The following is a 15,497-nucleotide window of genomic DNA, read 5'->3' on the forward strand; positions in this document are numbered from 1 at the left end:
TCGCGGATTGTCACGGAGGAAATGGCGTCAGGATGAATGTCGATCGGCACGTCAAGCCGCCTTTCGAGGCGGTCGTGGCTCGACACGGCGCCACGGTGTGGCGGGTCGTTCGCGCGGTGATCGGCCACGTCGACGCCGACGACGCCTGGTCGGACACCTTCCTGGCCGCATTGAAGGCCTATCCTCAGCTGCCGGCCGACGCGAATGTCGAAGCATGGCTGGTGACCATCGCGCACCGGAAGGCCATTGACATCACGCGGCGCGCAGCGCGGCGGGCCGTCCCCGTAGCCGACCCTCCCGACTCCCCCGCTCGCGAGCGGGCCGACGCACACGATCTGGACCTGGACGCCGCGGTCGGCGCGCTGCCACCCAAACAGCGCCAGGCCGTTGCCTACCACTATCTGGCCGGCCTGCCCTACGCCGAGATCGCGGTGATCCTCGACAGCAGCGTCGACGCCGCCCGCCGGGCCGCCGCCGACGGCATCGCCACCCTCCGCCGCACCTATCCCCGCATCGACACGACAAGGAACCACCAATGACCGCAATGGATCTCACCCAGCACTATCCGGTCGATCGCGAGCGGCTCCGGCGCCTGCATGCCCGGCTGGAAAGGGACGCCCAGGCCGGCGATCTCCTCGACATCGCCTATCGCACACTGGACTCCGCCGTCGGACCACTGCTGTTGGCGGCCACCCCCCTGGGGCTGCTGAGGGTGGCGTTCGCCAACGAAGACCGCGACAGCGTGCTGCAGAACCTCGCGGAGCGCATCAGCCCCCGCGTGCTCGAATCGCGGCCACGGCTGGATCCTATTGCGCAACAACTCGACGAATACTTCACCGGCCGCCGGCACAGTTTCGACGTCGCGCTGGACTGGTCGCTGTCGCAGGGCTTTCGGCGTACCGTGCTGGAACACCTCAACGCCGACATCAGTTACGGCAACACCGCGAGCTATGCCACCCTGGCCCGACTGTCCGGTTCCCCCAAGGCCGTTCGCGCCGTCGGCACCGCGTGCGCGACCAACCCCATCCCCATCTTCGTGCCGTGTCACCGGGTGATCCGTTCCGACGGAACGATGGGTGCCTACCGCGGTGGCCCCACCGCCAAGCGCGTCCTGCTCGAGCTGGAACGGAACCAAGCCTAGCCGCGAAAGTGCAACTGGCGACCCGTTTCTCGAGTGGAGGCGTCGGTAGTTGCACTTTCGCGGCGAATCAAAGCGGCGACCAGTGCACCACCTTCATGGTGGTCATCTCGTCGAGGAGCTCGGGACCGAAGCCGAAGCCGGTGCCGCTGGCCCGGCGCGGCTCGGACGCTCCCCCGGGCGCACCCCCAAACACGTTGTTGATCTTGACGGTGCCGACCGGGAGGCTGCGCCACGCCTCCTGCGCGTGCGCCATGTCTCCGGTCAGTACCGTGGCTGCGAGGCCGAAGCGGTCGTCGGCAGCCTCGGCCAGGGCCGCGGCGAAATCCGGCACCATACGCACCGGCGCGATCGGACCGAACGTCTCCTCGCGCAGCACCAGCATGTCCGGCGAGCAGTCCGTCAGCACGGTCGGCGGATAGAACGAACCCGGTCCCGGCCGCGGTTCGCCGCCGGCCAGGACGTGGGCGCCGCGCCGCGCCGCGTCCTCGACGTGGGCGTGCACGTGCTCGCGGTGGGCCTGGTCCACCAACGGCCCGATCCTTTCGGCCCACGCCAAGGCCTCGTCGACCAACGCATCGACGAACGCCTCGGCGATCGGCTGAACCACATACACGCGCTCGACCGACACACAGATCTGACCCGCGTTGGCGAAGGCACCAAGTGCCGCCTGGCCGGCCGCCCAGCGGGGGTCGACGTCCGCGTCGACGATTAGGGCGTCGTTTCCGCCGTTCTCCAGCAGCGCCTTGGCGCCGCGTTCCACGCAGGCCCGGGCGATCTCCCGGCCGGTCGCGCTGCTGCCGACGTGCGCGACCACGTCGACACGCTCCGACTCGGCCAACCGAGCACCGACCGTGCCGTCGCCGTCAACGATTTCGAGCACGCCCTGGGGCAGACGCGCGGCCAGCAGCTCGGCGAACCGCCGACCGGTCCCCGGGCAGCGCTCACTGGGCTTGTGGACCACGGTGTTTCCGGTGACGAGCGCCGCGCCGAGCAGTCCGGCGGCCACCGCGACAGGGTCGTTCCACGGCGTGAGCACCGCGACGACACCGCGCGGCTGCGGAACCATCAGATCGGTTGCCGACCAATCGCCCTGCAGGCTGCGCCCGCGATGCAACGGGCCGAGTTGGGCGTACTGCAACAGGGTGCCCACCCCGGCCTCCACGCCGCCGCGAGCGTCGTCGCGCAGCTTTCCGGTTTCCCGCTCGTTCAGTTCGGCGAGTTCGTCGGCGGCGCCACGGACGTCGGCAGCGGCCGCCGCGATCGCCTCGGCCCGTTCGGCGGGCGCCGTGCGCGCCCAAGCGGCGGCGGCATCCGCGGCCCGCCAGACCGCATCGTCACAGTCCGACGGCTCGGTGACGGGCACCTGCGTCACCTGGTCGCCGGTGCGAGGATCCAGGACGTTGATGACCTTGGTCATGGTCGAAGCCACGACCCCGTTTACCCTCTCGGTGCGCGGGCCAATCAGATCATGACCACGTCATGTATGGTCGGCGCACTGGAGCGGAAGGCACGCGATGGCAAAAACCCACGCCGGCAACGCCTTCACGTCGCGCCACGCGTTGGACCCAGGCCTGCGCAAGGCGGCCCACTTCCTGCCCCGCGGATACGCCCTGCACCGCGGCTACCGGGTCCAGCGCGCGCTGATGAACCTCATGGGCAACGCGACCCGGATCCGTAACGTCCCGGTTGCCTCGGTCAACGAGCACGTCACGGTTCGCCTGCACCGTCCCGTCGGCCTTCCCCATCCGGCGCCGGCGATGCTCTGGATCCACGGCGGCGGCACGATCATGGGACACGCCGCACAGGACGACAAGTTTCTACGCAAGCTGTCACACCTCACCGGTGTCGCGGTCGCCGCGGTGGAACACCGGCTGGCGCCGGAGCACCCCTATCCGATCCCGGTCGAGGATTGCTACGCGGCACTGAGGTGGCTGGCGCGCCAGCCGTGGGTCGACCCGGACCGCGTCGCGGTCGGCGGGGCCAGTGCCGGTGGACATTTCGCGGCCGCGGTGGCCCAGCGGGCGCACGATCGCGGCGATGTCAACGTCGCGTTCCAAATGCTCGTCTACCCGATGCTCGACGACCGCACCGGCGCCAATCACGACGGCCACAAGCGGCTCATGTGGACCGAAACCGACAATCAGCTGGCGTGGCGGTGGTACCTCAACGGCGCGGATCCCCGGGAGGCGGCGCCGGCCCGCCGGGAAGACCTGTCGGGCCTGCCGCCGGCCTGGATCGGCGTCGGGACGCTGGACCTGTTCTACGAGGAGTGCCTGGACTATGGGCGGCGGCTGCGGGAGGCCGGGGTGCCCGTTCATGAAGAGGTCGTCCCAGGTGCGTTTCACGCGTTCGATCAGATCGCGGACAAGGCGCCGATTTCGGTGAAGTTCTTCGCCAGCCAGTGCGCTCACCTGCGCGCGGCCCTCGCTCCGCACGGCTAGTTGACTGCAAAGTTTGCGTATCGTGCAACGATGAGTGTCATGCGCAACCAGTGCCACCCCATGGGTCTTCGCGAGCGACGTCGTCGCCAGACGAGCGCGGACATCCGCGACGCCGCGGTGCGCCTGACGACCAGCCGTGGTTTCGACAAGGTGACCATCGAGGAGATCTGCGTCGAGGCGGGAATCTCGACGCGGACGTTCTTCAACTACTTCCCCACCAAGGAATCCGCGATCGCCTACGGCCCCTCCGACCTGCCTCCGGAGCTGGCCGAAGATTTCGTCGCGGCCGGTCCGGCCCCGTATCGGGTGATCCTGGCGGAGCTGATCACGCTCGCGGCGCATCATCTCCGCGACGTGCCCCCACGACGCGAACAGGCCGTCGGCATGCTCGAGCTCGCCAAGACCAGCCCCGCCGTGATGGCCGCATTTCTCGCGGAGCTGGAGCGGTTCCAGAACCAGCTGACCGACATCGTTGCCCGCCGCCAGGCGATGCGACCGGACGACGAGATACCCGCCTTGATCGCCGCGCTGGCGTTGACCGCCGTGCGTTCGGGCATCGAACGCTGGGCCAGTGGCGTGCCGAAGGATTCCGACGACACCCCGATGCCTTACGTGGAGCGCGCGGCCGCCCTGGTCAACAGCATCTTCGCGAAGTGAACGCCGGATAGTTAGCTAGATCACTTTTTTGCACTGTCTGCAAACTCTGCAGGCGATGTACTATGCTTTGGTGGCATCAGGCGGGGGTTCGACGATGCGGGGCAGATTTCGAAGGGCCCGACGGCTCAGACCGTACAGATCACGGCGGGTCATGAACTTCGTTGTGGCGCAACGTAATGCGGTGATCACCTAGCGGCGACGCAGCACCGTTGATTGACCAGGAGAGGAATCCACGCAGGTGCAGCTATCCAGGATCGTGCGCAATGCGTGGTTGCCCCTGTTGATCGTCGCGGTGGTGGTGATCGGCGGGTTCACCGTGGCCCGGGTCAAGACGTTCTTCACGGCCAACGACACCGGCGTCATGACCAGCCCTCGGCAGGACGATTCCAAGCCGTTCAAGCCCAAGGTCGTCAAATACGAGATCTTCGGCTCGGCCAGCCACGCCAACGTCAACTACCTCGATCTGTCCGCCGACCCGAAACGCGTCGACGGTGCGCCGCTGCCCTGGACCCTGGTCCTCAGCACGACCGCTCCCTCGGTCTTCCCTAACCTCTCCGCCCAAAGCGACGGTGACCGCCTGGGTTGTCGCATCACGATCGACGACGAAGTGAAGGACGAGAACATAACCAACGGCGTGCACGCCCTGACCTTTTGCTTGGTGAAATCCGCATGAGCGCAAGCACCGAACACCCGACCGATACCCTGCCCGTCGCCAAACACGCCGAGCGCCCGGCGATCCCGCGAATCATCCGAAAGTTCGCCGTACCCATCGTCCTCGGCTGGATCGCGATCATCGCGGTGCTCAACACGATCGTCCCGCAGCTGGACGAGGTCGGGAAGATGCGCTCGGTCTCGATGAGCCCGGACGACGCCCAGTCGGTCATCGCGACCAAACACATGGGTGACGTGTTCCGCGAGTACAAGTCCAACAGCTCGGTGATGATCGTCCTCGAGGGCCAAAACCCGTTGGGCAACGACGCGCACGCCTACTACGACCAGATGGTCAAAAAGCTGGACGCCGACACCAAACACGTTGAACACGTCCAGGACATGTGGAGCGATCCCTTGAGTGGGGCCGGCGTCCAGAGCAACGACGGCAAGGCCGCCTATGTCCAGGTCTACCTCGCGGGCAACCAGGGCGAGTCCCTGGCCAACGAGTCGGTCGAGGCCGTGCAGAACATCGTCAAGAGCCTGCCGGCGCCCAACGGGGTCAAGGCCTACGTCACCGGGCCCGCCGCCGTGCAAGCGGATCAGCACATCGCCGGCGACCGCAGCCTGCAGGTGATCACGACCGTCACGTTCGTCGTAATCATCGCGATGCTGCTCTTGGTCTACCGGTCGATCATCACGGTGCTGCTCACGTTGGTGATGGTGGTGCTCGAACTCTCCGCGGCGCGCGGCATGGTGGCGTTCCTCGGCTACTACAACATCATCGGGCTGTCCACCTTCGCGACGAACCTGTTGGTGACGCTGGCGATCGCGGCCGCGACCGACTATGCGATCTTCCTGATCGGCCGATATCAGGAGGCCCGGTCGGTCGGCGAATCGCGAGAAGACGCGTACTACACCATGTTTGGTGGCACCGCGCACGTGGTGGCCGGCTCCGGCCTGACCATCGCCGGCGCGACGTTCTGCCTGCACTTCACCAACCTGCCCTACTTCCAGACGCTGGGCATCCCATTGGCCATCGGCATGGTGGTCGTCGTCGCGGCGGCGCTGACGCTCGGCCCCGCGGTGATCTCGGTAGCGTCGCGGTTCCGCCAGACGCTGGAGCCCAGGCGGGCGCAGCGGACCCGCGGCTGGCGCAAGGTCGGCGCCGTCGTCGTCCGGTGGCCCGGCCCCGTTCTGATCGTGACGATCGCGATCGCACTCGTCGGCCTGCTGACCCTGCCCGGTTACCGGACCAACTACAACGACCGCAAATACCTGCCCGCCGATCTGCCGGCGAACGCCGGTTACGCGGCGGCGGACCGGCACTTCTCGAACGCCCGGATGAACCCCGAGCTGCTGATGATCGAAAGTGACCACGACCTACGCAATTCCGCCGACTTCCTGGTCATCGACAAGATCGCCAAGTCGATCTTCCGGGTGCCCGGAATTTCGCGCGTGCAGGCGATCACCCGTCCGCAGGGCACCCCGATCGAGCACACCTCGATCCCGTTCCAGATCAGCATGCAGGGCGTCACCCAGCAGATGAATCAGAAGTACCAAGCGGATCAGATGGCCGACATGCTGCACCAGGCCGACATGATGCAGACGACCATCGACAGCATGGAAAAGATGCAAAGCATCACCGCGCAGATGGCCAACGACATGCACGTGATGGTCCGAAAAATGCATGACATGACCATCGACATCGAGGAATTGCGCCAGCACATGGCCGATTTCGAGGACTTCTTCCGGCCGATCCGCAGCTACTTCTACTGGGAAAAGCACTGCTACGACATCCCGGTGTGCTTCTCGATTCGGTCGGTGTTCGACGCGCTCGACGGCATCGACACGATGACCGACGACATCCAGAGCCTGCTGCCGATCATGGATCATCTCGACACGCTGATGCCCCAGATGGTGGCGCTGATGCCGTCCATGATCGAGAACATGCGGGCCATGAAAACGACGATGCTGACCATGTATTCGACCCAGAAGGGCCTGCAGGATCAGCAGAACGAGGCACAGAAGAACTCCAACGCCATGGGCAAGGCGTTCGACGCCTCCAAGAACGACGACTCGTTCTACCTGCCCCCGGAGACGTTCAACAATGCCGAGTTCAAGAAAGGCATGAAGAACTTCCTTTCGCCCGACGGCCACGCGGTGCGGTTCATCATCAGCCACGACGGCGATCCCATGACGCCTGAGGGCATTTCGCACATCGACGCGATCAAGAAGGCCGCCTACGAATCGCTCAAGGGAACGCCGCTGGAGGGCTCCAAGATCTACCTCGGCGGCACCGCGGCCACCTACAAGGACATGCAGGACGGCAGCAACTATGACCTGCTGATCGCCGGAATCGCCTCGCTGTGCCTGATTTTCATCATCATGCTGATCATCACGCGCAGCGTCGTCGGCTCGGCCGTGATCGTGGGCACAGTCCTGATCTCGCTGGGAGCATCCTTCGGACTGTCGGTCCTCATCTGGCAACACCTGATCGGCATCGAACTGCACTGGATGGTGCTGGCGATGTCGGTCATCATCCTGCTGGCCGTCGGGGCCGACTACAACCTGCTGCTGGTGGCCCGGTTCAAGGAAGAGATCCACGCGGGCCTGAACACGGGCATCATCCGCGCAATGGGAGGCACCGGGTCGGTGGTCACCTCGGCGGGACTGGTGTTCGCGTTCACGATGATGACGATGGCGGTCAGTGAACTCACGGTCATCGGCCAGGTCGGCACCACCATCGGCCTCGGCCTGCTCTTCGACACGCTGATCGTGCGGTCGCTGATGATGCCGTCGATCGCCGCGCTGCTGGGCAAGTGGTTCTGGTGGCCGCAACGGGTGCGGCAGCGGCCGGTGCCGTCGCCGTGGCCGACGCCGGCCAAGCAAGCCGAGTCGCTGGCGACGGTCTGAGTAGCTGCGGGGCTACGTCACCCACTCGGGCTGCTGGCTGGCGTCGACCACGGAGAAGTCCTTGTGTGCCAGGCCCGCGGTGGTGCCGCCGTCGACCACGAACTCCGAGCCGGTCGAGTAGCTGGACTCATCGCTGGCCAGATACACCACGAGACTGGACACCTCCTTCGGCTCGCCGATCCGGCCCACCGCGGTATTGAAGATGTCTTCGGGGACCCATTCGGTCATCGGCGTCTTGATGAGCCCGGGATGAATCGAGTTGACCCGGATTCCGCTGGGCCCGAGTTCCAGCGCGGCCGACTTCGTCAACCCGCGGACCGCGAATTTCGTTGCGGTATACCCGTGGCAACCGATGGTGCCGGCCATGCCTTCGATCGAGGAGATGTTGATGATCGATCCCCGTCCCGCTTCCTTCATGGGTTTCACCACGGCGCGGATGCCGAGGAACACTCCCGTCAGGTTGATGTCGAGGATGCGCTGCCACTCCGAGAGCTCGTAGTCCTCAAACGTGCCGATGTTGATGATGCCGGCGTTGTTCACCAGGACGTCGACCCCGCCGAACTCGGTAACGGCGGTGGCCACCGCGGCTTCCCACTGTTCGGGTTTGGTGACGTCCAGATGCACGTAGCGCACGGTGTCGCCGAGCTCGGCCGCGACGGCCTTGCCCTCGTCGTCGAGGATGTCGCCGAACACCACCTTGGCCCCCTCAGCGACCAGGGTCCGCACATGCGAAGCGCCCATCCCCCGAGCCCCGCCACTGACGAGCGCGACCTTCCCCGTCAACCGGTCTGCCACTATGCGTCTCCTGTCGTGCCGGTGCGTTTTTTGCACCATACAGACGCACACAGATGTATGACCAGGGCTTCGACGCGTCGCGATCCCCGCAGTCGCGACCCGACGCGCGCCGTTAGCTGCTGCTCGGCTTGCTCGGCGGGTGCTTTGCGGGGCAGTAGTCCGCGGTTGCCGCGGCGACGAACATTTGGGCTTGGGCCTCGTTCAACCGATGCGAGCCCGTCAGTTGGTCTATCTCGTCCTTCTGGCTGTAGCCGGCGTTGAGGTCTTTGCACATCATCTGCGCCGCCTTCACGTCCAGCGCCGGGCTACCGAGGTCGACGCCATGCGCCTGCAGATAGCTGGTGAAATCCTGGTCCGTCTGGTCGGCACGCGCGACGGTCGACGGCGCCAGCATCAGAGTCGCCAGCGCGCCGAGCGCACAGGCAGAAACCTTCCTTGCCATTCTGTGCTGCATCATCGTTCCCCCATCACTTTCAAGGTTCGACACGTAGTTCGGATTGACCCGAACCGCCGAAATTACACATCGGACTGTTTCTAGCATCCACCGTGTCTAATGTCGATCATTGTCTATAGCAATGATCGTTGCTGGCCAGGTCGCACGCGTCAAGCGCCCATGAACGCAAAGGCCGAGGCCGGCGAAAGCTTTACCGGCCGTTGGCCGTTAATTCCGGCTGAATTAAATGCCGCGGGTCACCGTTTCGAAGATCGCCGCGGCGGAAGTGACGGCCTTGTCCGCGTTTCCTTCGTCGTGCAGGAGCATGCGCACGCCGATGCGTCCGGGCCCGCCGGCATGCGCCGTGCCCTCGACGCGGAAGGGGCCCACCTTGCCGCGGGACATGAACATGACGTGCCAGCTGATGACCTGAAGCTTCCGGGTGCCGGCGACCTCGGCGGCCAGGTCGATCGCGGCGGTCTCGAGGACCACGTGCTGAGGCCCGATGTGCAGCGCGGCGTCCGGTGAGGCGAGCTCGGCGCTCAGCGCGGGCAGCACCCAATGGCCGTCGTCGCGCTTGGCGGCCCCGAAGGCCTGCCACAGCGGGGGCAGATCGGGCGAGTCCTCGATCACCAGCTCGGTGCCCGAAATGTCCATCTTGCCAAGGCCTTCCGGCGGGACACCGATGACGGCTCCCTGGCCCTCGTTGAACGCGATCACCCGGTCGGGGTTGTCGGCGTCGACGATCTTGCACCGCCCGTAACCCATGGTCCGGCCCTGGTGCACGATGCCCGACCCGACGATCTCGATCCGCGTGACGTCGTAGCCGGGGTCGATGATCTGTACCGACGCGATGACCGGGTTCGGCACCGCGACCATGTCGGTCTGGCATCCCTCCGGCGATGAGATCGCCAACGGCGCCACCATGAGTCCACCGGCCTCGTTGCGCATGTCGCGGCGAATGGTGACGGTGTCGTCGGTCTCGCCGATGTTCATCGCCGAGTGGTTGCGGCCGATGTAGCGATAGCTGAGCAGCCCGGTCCAGCGCCGGTACAACTCGTCGCGGTAGGCGCCGGCGTCGTTGGCCAGCTCTCGGATGTCGCGAAGTTGGTCGCTCATTGTTGGTTCCCCTTTGCCGCTTTGCCCCGGCGCACCTGGTTGAACGGCACACCGCGGTCGGCGGCGTACTCGCGCGGAAAGTTCAGGACGCGTTCGCCAATGACGTTGCGCGCCATCTCCGTCGTGCCGCCCCCGATGCTGGCGATCTGACGGCCCAGATATCGCGTGCCGATGCCAAGCAGTCCCGCGTCATCGTCGACCACGCCGGCCGAACCGGCAATGGCCAGGGCGGTGTCGTTCTCGACGTCGTGCACCTCGGCCATGTCGAGCCTGATGATCGATCCCCCGGCGGGAGGCAGCGATCCGTCGACGACGGCGTGGTAGACGTGCTCGCTCAGTTGCCCGTGCACGGCCCGGTGGACCAGGACGCGGCCCACCATCTCGCGGACGCGTTCGCTGTCCCCCTGCCCGGTGCTGTCGACCAACGACATCAGGTCGATCGAAATGTCTTCGGCCTCAGCGATTCCGGGTCCGCTGGTGTACTCGGAGCCGTCGCCCATGGTGCGGCGCTCGTGGTAAAGCTGTCGTGACGCGACGTCCCACCCCTTGCCCGGTTCCCCGACGACGGCGTCGTCGCCCACGTCGACGTCGTCGAAAAACTCCTCGCAGAACTCGACCGAGCCGTTGACCTGACGGATGCGGTTGATCGTCACGCCGGGGTGTCGAAGCGGCAGCAAAAACATCGTCAGGCCGTTGTGTTTGGGTGCGTCCCAGTCGGTTCGGGCCAGGCACAGCCCGTAGTCGGCGGCGAAAGCCCAGGTGCTCCATGTCTTGGCGCCGTTGATGACCCACCGCCCGTCTCGGCGGTCGGCGCGGGTGATCACCCCGGCGAGGTCCGAACCGCCGCTGGGTTCGGAGAGCAGCTGGACGAGCACTTCGTCGCCGCGCAGCGCCGCGCCGATGTGCGTGCGCTTCTGCTCCTCGGTGCCCATGTCCAGGATCGTCGCGCAACAAATGGCGAACGACGGGACGTTGAGCAGCAAGGGCGTCTCGTAGGCGGCCGCCTCGGCGTCGAACGCCTTCTTGTACTGGTAGCTCAGCCCGAGGCCGCCGTACTCGCGGGGAAAGCAGATCCCGGCAAATCCGCCGTCGTACAACTTTCTTTGCAATTCGCGGGCGCGCCGCCAGGACGCCAGTTCGTCGCGCTGGAGGACCATCGCGTCTTCGCAGTCGAGCCTTGGCAGGTTCGCGGCCAACCACGCTTTGGCGCGGCCGCGGAATTCTTCGACCGACTCGGCGGTCACCGAATTCGCCTGTGCGTCATCGCCGATGGCCTCCTCGGGCTTGTGCTGGGCGACTGTACAGCACCGCTTGACGACTGTACAGGTCGCCTAGGACGCGTTCAGCTCCACCGCTGCGCAAACGAGCGCCTCGAACGCCTCCTCGTCGACCTCGTCGCCCTCGTGGAAATCGATGGCGCGGCGGGTGTTGCCGTCGAGGCTCGAATTGAAGAGGCCCGACGGGTCCGCCAGCGAGGCGCCCTTGGCGAACGTCACCTTGACCACGCTCTTGTAGGTCTCGCCGGTGCAGATCATCCCGTCGTGGTACCACACCGGGACACCTCGCCACTTCCACTCCTCGACCACGTCGGGGTCGGCCTGCTTGATCAATTTCCGTATGCGGGCAAGCATTTCGCCACGCCAATCGCCCAGCTCTTTGATTCTGGCGTCGATGAGCTTCGAGGGAGAGTCCGTCATGTTGCCTTTCCGGTGGTTTCGTCGGGGATGGTGATGGCGATCTTGCCGACGTGTTCGCCGGCACGCATCACCGCCAGCGCCTCGTCCAGCTGCTGCCAGTCGAAGACGTGGCTGATGTGGGGTTTGATGCCGGTGGCCGATATTAAATCGCAGAGGGACCGCTGCGACTGCACGCTGCCCACCGTGATTCCGACGATCCGCAGGTTGTTGAGCATCACTTCCGCGACCGAGATGGGCGCCGTGTCGAATCCGCTGAGGATGCCGATCACCGCTACGGTGCCTCCGACCCGCCCTGAGTGCACCGACTTCGCCAGAGTGGCGGGCCCGCCAAGGTCGACGATCAGGTCGGCGCCCCTTCCGGCGGTCAGTCGCTTCACCTCGGTCTCCCAGTCCGGGGTCACGCGGTAGTTGATGAGATGCGTTGCGCCCAAATCGGATCCAATTTTCAGCTTGTCGTCGGACGACGACGTCAAAATCACAGTGGCGCCCAGCGCCCGGGCGAGCTGCACCGTAAATAGCGAGACGCCGCCGGTTCCCTGGGTGACGACGACGTCGCCGGCACCGATGTTGGCCTCCGTCAGCGCACTGAAGGCCGTCACGCCGGCACACGGCACGGTCGCGGCTTCGACGTCGCTGAGTTGCGCGGGCGTGCGGACCAGACCCGACACGGCGGCGACGCGGTACTGCTGCAACCACCCGTCTTCGGTGTCGCCGGGCAGCTCCCGTTTCGATTCCGGCGTGGGCGGCCCATCGAGCCAACCGGGGTGGAACGCCCCCATGACGCGGTCGCCCACTTGCAGCCCGTCCACCTCGGGCCCGACCGCGACGACCTCTCCCGCGCCGTCGCTCATCGGCACGCGCGGCCACGGGCCCGGGAGCAGCCCCATGAGGTTGATGTTGTCGTGAAAGTTCAGACTCGACGCCCGCACCCTGACCAGCGCCTGGCCCGGGCCCGGTTCATCGACCGGCCTGTCCACGGTCTCGAGGGGCGCACCGGGCCCCGGCATCACCACCGCACGCTGACGATCGGGGATGCTCATGCGATTCGGCTCCTTACGTTCGGCGTGGCACCAGCCGTGACCCCAACCCGGCGGCCAAGCCCGACGGGAAGTAGTCTGCCGACGACTCGCATCGGCGTGCGACCACCGCCTGATGCTATGGCGATCAAGGAATCCGCGTGATGGGTACACACCCTTTTGACAACGCGCTCGACCTCGGCGTGATCGATGCCGACGTCAGGCGGGGCGCGACCCATCCGGAATGGGCCAACATGGTGGGCCCGTTCGGCGGGATCACCGCGGCCGCCATGGTGCGGGCCATGGACACGCACCCCGACCGGATCGGTGAGCCGCTGGCGTTGACCGTCAACTTCGCCGCGCCGGTCGCCGACGGCAGCTTTGACCTGTCACTTCGGGTCGTTCGCACGAACCGCACCAATCAGCACTGGAACGTCGAACTCGGCCAGGACGGCGAGGCCAAGGCCACGGCGACCGCGGTGTTCGCGACGATCCGCGAGAGCTGGGCCGACACCGAAGCCCGTCCGCCGAGCGCGCCGCCGCCGGAAGAGATCGAACCCAGGAGCATGGGTCACGTCGTCCGTTGGGCGGACCTCTACGACATGCGGTTCGCCGAAGGCCCGCTCCCGGGCGCCGAAGAGCGACCCAGTCCGTCGTCGACGACCACGTTGTGGGTGCGTGACAAAGCGCAACGCCCCGTCGACTATCCGGCACTCGCCGCCCTCAGCGACGTGTTCTACCCGCGGGTCTTCCTGCGCCGCGGCGGCGTCGCACCCGCGGGGACGATCTCGTTGACGACCTATTTCCTTGCCGCTCAGGACCAGCTTGACGCCGTAAGGGGCGACTTCGTCTTGGCCACGGCCCACGCCAACCGCTTCTCCGGCGGTTACTTCGACCAGAGCGCCCAGGTATGGACCCGCGACGGTGTGCTGCTGGCCACCACCCACCAGATCGTCTACTTCAAAGGCTGAAGGGTTACAGTTTCGGGGTGAAGTGTCACGCTGGGCCGCGATGACGGGGGGCGCCGCAGAAGATCACGCCACCACGCTCCTGACGATCGAGGCCATCAAACAGCTCAAAGCCCGCTACTGCCGGTACCTCGACACGAAGGACTGGGCGGCGTGGCGGGCGCTGTTCGCCGACGACTTCGTCAGCGACACGTCCGAGGCCGGCGGCAAGCTGATCGTCGGCGCCGACGAGTTCGTGGCGTTCACCCGCAAAGGCATCGGCCGCCCCACGCAGGCGACGGCGCACCAGGTGCACGCGCCCGAGATCGAGCTGACGTCGGCGACGACGGCGCGCGGGGTGTGGGCGCTGCAAGATGTGGTTCGCTTCGGGCCGGGGGTGACGCTGGTCGGGTACGGCCACTATCACGAGACCTACGAGAGCATCGACGGGCGCTGGCTCATCAAGAGCTCCAAGCTGACTCGGCTGCGGGAGGACATCGTCACCCCGCTGTTCTCGATCTATATCTCCGACCGTATCCGGCGGGTTGCCACCAAGCTCGCCGGCCGAATGATGGAGCAGTGATACGCCGATGAGTGCTGGCACCATTTTGATCACCGGCGCGTTCGGCCAGGTCGGCAGGCGATGCGCGCAGATCCTGCTCGACCGGGGACGCACCGTCGTCGCCACGGACCTGCGGACCGACAAGACCGTCGCCGCCGCGGCCGAGTTGTCAGAGGGCGGCGGAAGGCTGATCCCGGCCTACATCGACCTGCTGGACGCCGAGGCGGTCGGCGATCTCATCGCGACCCACCGGCCCGAAGCGATCATTCACCTCGCCGCCGTCATCTCGCCGCCGTCGTATCGCAATCCCGCGCTGGCCCGACGAGTCAACGTCGGGGGCACCGAGACCCTGCTGGCGGCTGCCGCCCAGCTGCCCGATCCGCCGCTGTTCCTGATGGCCTCCAGCGCCGCCGTCTACGGGTCACGCAATCCGTACCGCTACCCCGAGCGCATCACCCCGGAAACCCCGGTGCAGCCGATCGACCAGTACGGCGAGGACAAGGTGCTGGCCGAGGCCGCGATCCGGGCCAGCGGCCTGCCGTATGCGATGTTCCGGCTGGGTGGGGTGATCTCGCCGGACACCCAGGCGGGCATCAGCGGCGACCACCTGACCCTGATGCGTTCGCTACCCAGCGACAACCGCATCCACATGGTGGACGCGCGCGACGTGGCGCTGGCGTTCGCCAACGCCGTGGATCGGGGTGCCAGCATTGCCGGCAAGGTGGTGCTGATCGGCGGCAACGAATCGTACGTAATGCTGCAGCGCGACCTCGAGGACGACCTGATGACCGCCGCGGGCCTCGGGCGGCTCGGCCCCTCGGCGAGCCTGCCCGGCGACCCCGGCGACGACCGCGGCTGGAGTTTCACCGGATGGTTCGACACCACCGAAGCCCAAGCGCTGCTTGACTTTCAGGAGCACGATTGGCACGAGTCGACCGCCTGGATCGCCCAATCCCAGGGCCGCATGCGCATCGTCCTGCGCGTGCTGGGCCCGATCCTGCGACCGGTGCTGCGCGCCCTGCTCAAGCTGCAGCGCCGCGCCGAGGGCCGGGGCCCGTACGCCGACCCGTGGGCGCTGATCGAGAAGAAGTACGGCCCGGCGGCGCTGGCCGCCGCCGAGTAAGG

Annotated in this window: 16 protein-coding genes; 9 read left to right on the plus strand and 7 right to left on the minus strand. The window is 66.5% G+C overall.

Annotated features, from left to right (window positions below; translation table 11 throughout):
* Positions 1 to 32 precede the first annotated feature (32 nt).
* Together N415_RS22940 and N415_RS22945 are read left to right on the plus strand one after the other, a co-directional pair.
* Positions 33 to 539, plus strand: coding sequence for an RNA polymerase sigma factor (locus N415_RS22940; RefSeq protein WP_068187031.1), 507 nt, complete (start codon positions 33 to 35; stop codon positions 537 to 539).
* A gap of 5 nt (positions 540 to 544) precedes the next feature.
* Complete coding sequence (locus tag N415_RS22945) at positions 545 to 1,141, plus strand: methylated-DNA--[protein]-cysteine S-methyltransferase (protein WP_152531538.1); 597 nt, start codon at positions 545 to 547, stop codon at positions 1,139 to 1,141.
* Between the two features lie 67 nt (positions 1,142 to 1,208).
* Here N415_RS22945 and N415_RS22950 read toward each other — a convergent pair whose 3' ends face one another.
* The gene (locus N415_RS22950; RefSeq protein WP_193376495.1) at positions 1,209 to 2,558 is read right to left on the minus strand and encodes an aldehyde dehydrogenase family protein; all 1,350 of its coding nucleotides are present in this window, start codon (positions 2,556 to 2,558) and stop codon (positions 1,209 to 1,211) included.
* Between the two features lie 97 nt (positions 2,559 to 2,655).
* Here N415_RS22950 and N415_RS22955 point away from each other — a divergent pair, with 97 nt between their 5' ends.
* From N415_RS22955 to N415_RS22970, 4 genes are all read left to right on the plus strand, one after another.
* Positions 2,656 to 3,582 carry an alpha/beta hydrolase gene (locus N415_RS22955; protein ID WP_068187035.1) on the plus strand — a complete coding sequence of 309 codons (927 nt, stop codon included), beginning with the start codon at positions 2,656 to 2,658 and terminating at the stop codon, positions 3,580 to 3,582.
* Positions 3,583 to 3,621: 39 nt separating this feature from the next.
* A complete protein-coding gene (locus tag N415_RS22960) occupies positions 3,622 to 4,239 on the plus strand; it encodes a TetR family transcriptional regulator (RefSeq protein WP_081665441.1) in 618 nt (205 codons plus the stop codon).
* Positions 4,240 to 4,477: 238 nt separating this feature from the next.
* Positions 4,478 to 4,912 carry an MmpS family transport accessory protein gene (locus N415_RS22965; RefSeq protein ID WP_193376493.1) on the plus strand — a complete coding sequence of 145 codons (435 nt, stop codon included), beginning with the start codon at positions 4,478 to 4,480 and terminating at the stop codon, positions 4,910 to 4,912.
* Complete coding sequence (locus tag N415_RS22970; protein WP_068187038.1) at positions 4,909 to 7,803, plus strand: MMPL family transporter; 2,895 nt, start codon at positions 4,909 to 4,911, stop codon at positions 7,801 to 7,803. Before N415_RS22965 ends, N415_RS22970 begins: the two co-directional genes overlap by 4 nt.
* Positions 7,804 to 7,815: 12 nt before the next feature.
* Here the strand turns inward: N415_RS22970 and N415_RS22975 are convergent, their stop codons facing one another.
* The 6 genes from N415_RS22975 to N415_RS23000 form a co-directional block, all read right to left on the minus strand.
* The gene (locus N415_RS22975; RefSeq protein ID WP_068187040.1) at positions 7,816 to 8,598 is read right to left on the minus strand and encodes an SDR family oxidoreductase; all 783 of its coding nucleotides are present in this window, start codon (positions 8,596 to 8,598) and stop codon (positions 7,816 to 7,818) included.
* Between the two features lie 112 nt (positions 8,599 to 8,710).
* Complete coding sequence (locus N415_RS22980; RefSeq protein WP_158090376.1) at positions 8,711 to 9,040, minus strand: DUF732 domain-containing protein; 330 nt, start codon at positions 9,038 to 9,040, stop codon at positions 8,711 to 8,713.
* 234 nt (positions 9,041 to 9,274) lie between these two features.
* On the minus strand, positions 9,275 to 10,150 hold the full coding sequence (locus N415_RS22985; RefSeq protein WP_068187043.1) for a hypothetical protein: 876 nt from the start codon (positions 10,148 to 10,150) through the stop codon (positions 9,275 to 9,277).
* Positions 10,147 to 11,394 carry an acyl-CoA dehydrogenase family protein gene (locus N415_RS22990; protein WP_068187046.1) on the minus strand — a complete coding sequence of 416 codons (1,248 nt, stop codon included), beginning with the start codon at positions 11,392 to 11,394 and terminating at the stop codon, positions 10,147 to 10,149. Before N415_RS22990 ends, N415_RS22985 begins: the two co-directional genes overlap by 4 nt.
* An 87-nt stretch (positions 11,395 to 11,481) precedes the next feature.
* A complete protein-coding gene (locus N415_RS22995; protein WP_068187050.1) occupies positions 11,482 to 11,847 on the minus strand; it encodes a DUF1801 domain-containing protein in 366 nt (121 codons plus the stop codon).
* Positions 11,844 to 12,887, minus strand: a complete 1,044-nt coding sequence (locus tag N415_RS23000; protein ID WP_081665442.1) for an NAD(P)-dependent alcohol dehydrogenase — start codon at positions 12,885 to 12,887, stop codon at positions 11,844 to 11,846. The genes N415_RS22995 and N415_RS23000 overlap by 4 nt, the downstream gene beginning before the upstream one ends.
* 137 nt (positions 12,888 to 13,024) lie before the next feature.
* On the opposite strand from N415_RS23000, the gene N415_RS23005 reads away from it, so the two are divergent.
* Genes N415_RS23005 through N415_RS23015 form a run of 3 tightly spaced genes read left to right on the plus strand, consistent with a single transcriptional unit; the run spans position 13,025 to position 15,495 of the window.
* On the plus strand, positions 13,025 to 13,834 hold the full coding sequence (locus tag N415_RS23005) for a thioesterase family protein (RefSeq protein WP_193376494.1): 810 nt from the start codon (positions 13,025 to 13,027) through the stop codon (positions 13,832 to 13,834).
* Positions 13,835 to 13,874: 40 nt separating this feature from the next.
* A complete protein-coding gene (locus N415_RS23010) occupies positions 13,875 to 14,393 on the plus strand; it encodes a nuclear transport factor 2 family protein (protein WP_068187054.1) in 519 nt (172 codons plus the stop codon).
* A gap of 7 nt (positions 14,394 to 14,400) precedes the next feature.
* Positions 14,401 to 15,495 carry an NAD(P)-dependent oxidoreductase gene (locus tag N415_RS23015; RefSeq protein ID WP_068187056.1) on the plus strand — a complete coding sequence of 365 codons (1,095 nt, stop codon included), beginning with the start codon at positions 14,401 to 14,403 and terminating at the stop codon, positions 15,493 to 15,495.
* Positions 15,496 to 15,497 lie beyond the last annotated feature (2 nt).

It is taken from the genome of Mycobacterium sp. UM_CSW (genome assembly GCF_000455205.1).
Classification (GTDB): domain Bacteria; phylum Actinomycetota; class Actinomycetes; order Mycobacteriales; family Mycobacteriaceae; genus Mycobacterium.

Bases quoted from the DNA above. Each gene is read 5' to 3' on its own strand.
- N415_RS22940 (WP_068187031.1), top strand. From the start codon at position 33: ATGAATGTCGATCGGCACGTCAAGCCGCCTTTCGAGGCGGTCGTGGCT.
- N415_RS22945 (WP_152531538.1), top strand. From the start codon at position 545: ATGGATCTCACCCAGCACTATCCGGTCGATCGCGAGCGGCTCCGGCGC.
- N415_RS22950 (WP_193376495.1), bottom strand. From the start codon at position 2,558: ATGACCAAGGTCATCAACGTCCTGGATCCTCGCACCGGCGACCAGGTG.
- N415_RS22955 (WP_068187035.1), top strand. From the start codon at position 2,656: ATGGCAAAAACCCACGCCGGCAACGCCTTCACGTCGCGCCACGCGTTG.
- N415_RS22960 (WP_081665441.1), top strand. From the start codon at position 3,622: ATGCGCAACCAGTGCCACCCCATGGGTCTTCGCGAGCGACGTCGTCGC.
- N415_RS22970 (WP_068187038.1), top strand. From the start codon at position 4,909: ATGAGCGCAAGCACCGAACACCCGACCGATACCCTGCCCGTCGCCAAA.
- N415_RS22980 (WP_158090376.1), bottom strand. From the start codon at position 9,040: ATGGCAAGGAAGGTTTCTGCCTGTGCGCTCGGCGCGCTGGCGACTCTG.
- N415_RS22985 (WP_068187043.1), bottom strand. From the start codon at position 10,150: ATGAGCGACCAACTTCGCGACATCCGAGAGCTGGCCAACGACGCCGGC.
- N415_RS22995 (WP_068187050.1), bottom strand. From the start codon at position 11,847: ATGACGGACTCTCCCTCGAAGCTCATCGACGCCAGAATCAAAGAGCTG.
- N415_RS23000 (WP_081665442.1), bottom strand. From the start codon at position 12,887: ATGAGCATCCCCGATCGTCAGCGTGCGGTGGTGATGCCGGGGCCCGGT.
- N415_RS23010 (WP_068187054.1), top strand. From the start codon at position 13,875: ATGACGGGGGGCGCCGCAGAAGATCACGCCACCACGCTCCTGACGATC.
- N415_RS23015 (WP_068187056.1), top strand. From the start codon at position 14,401: ATGAGTGCTGGCACCATTTTGATCACCGGCGCGTTCGGCCAGGTCGGC.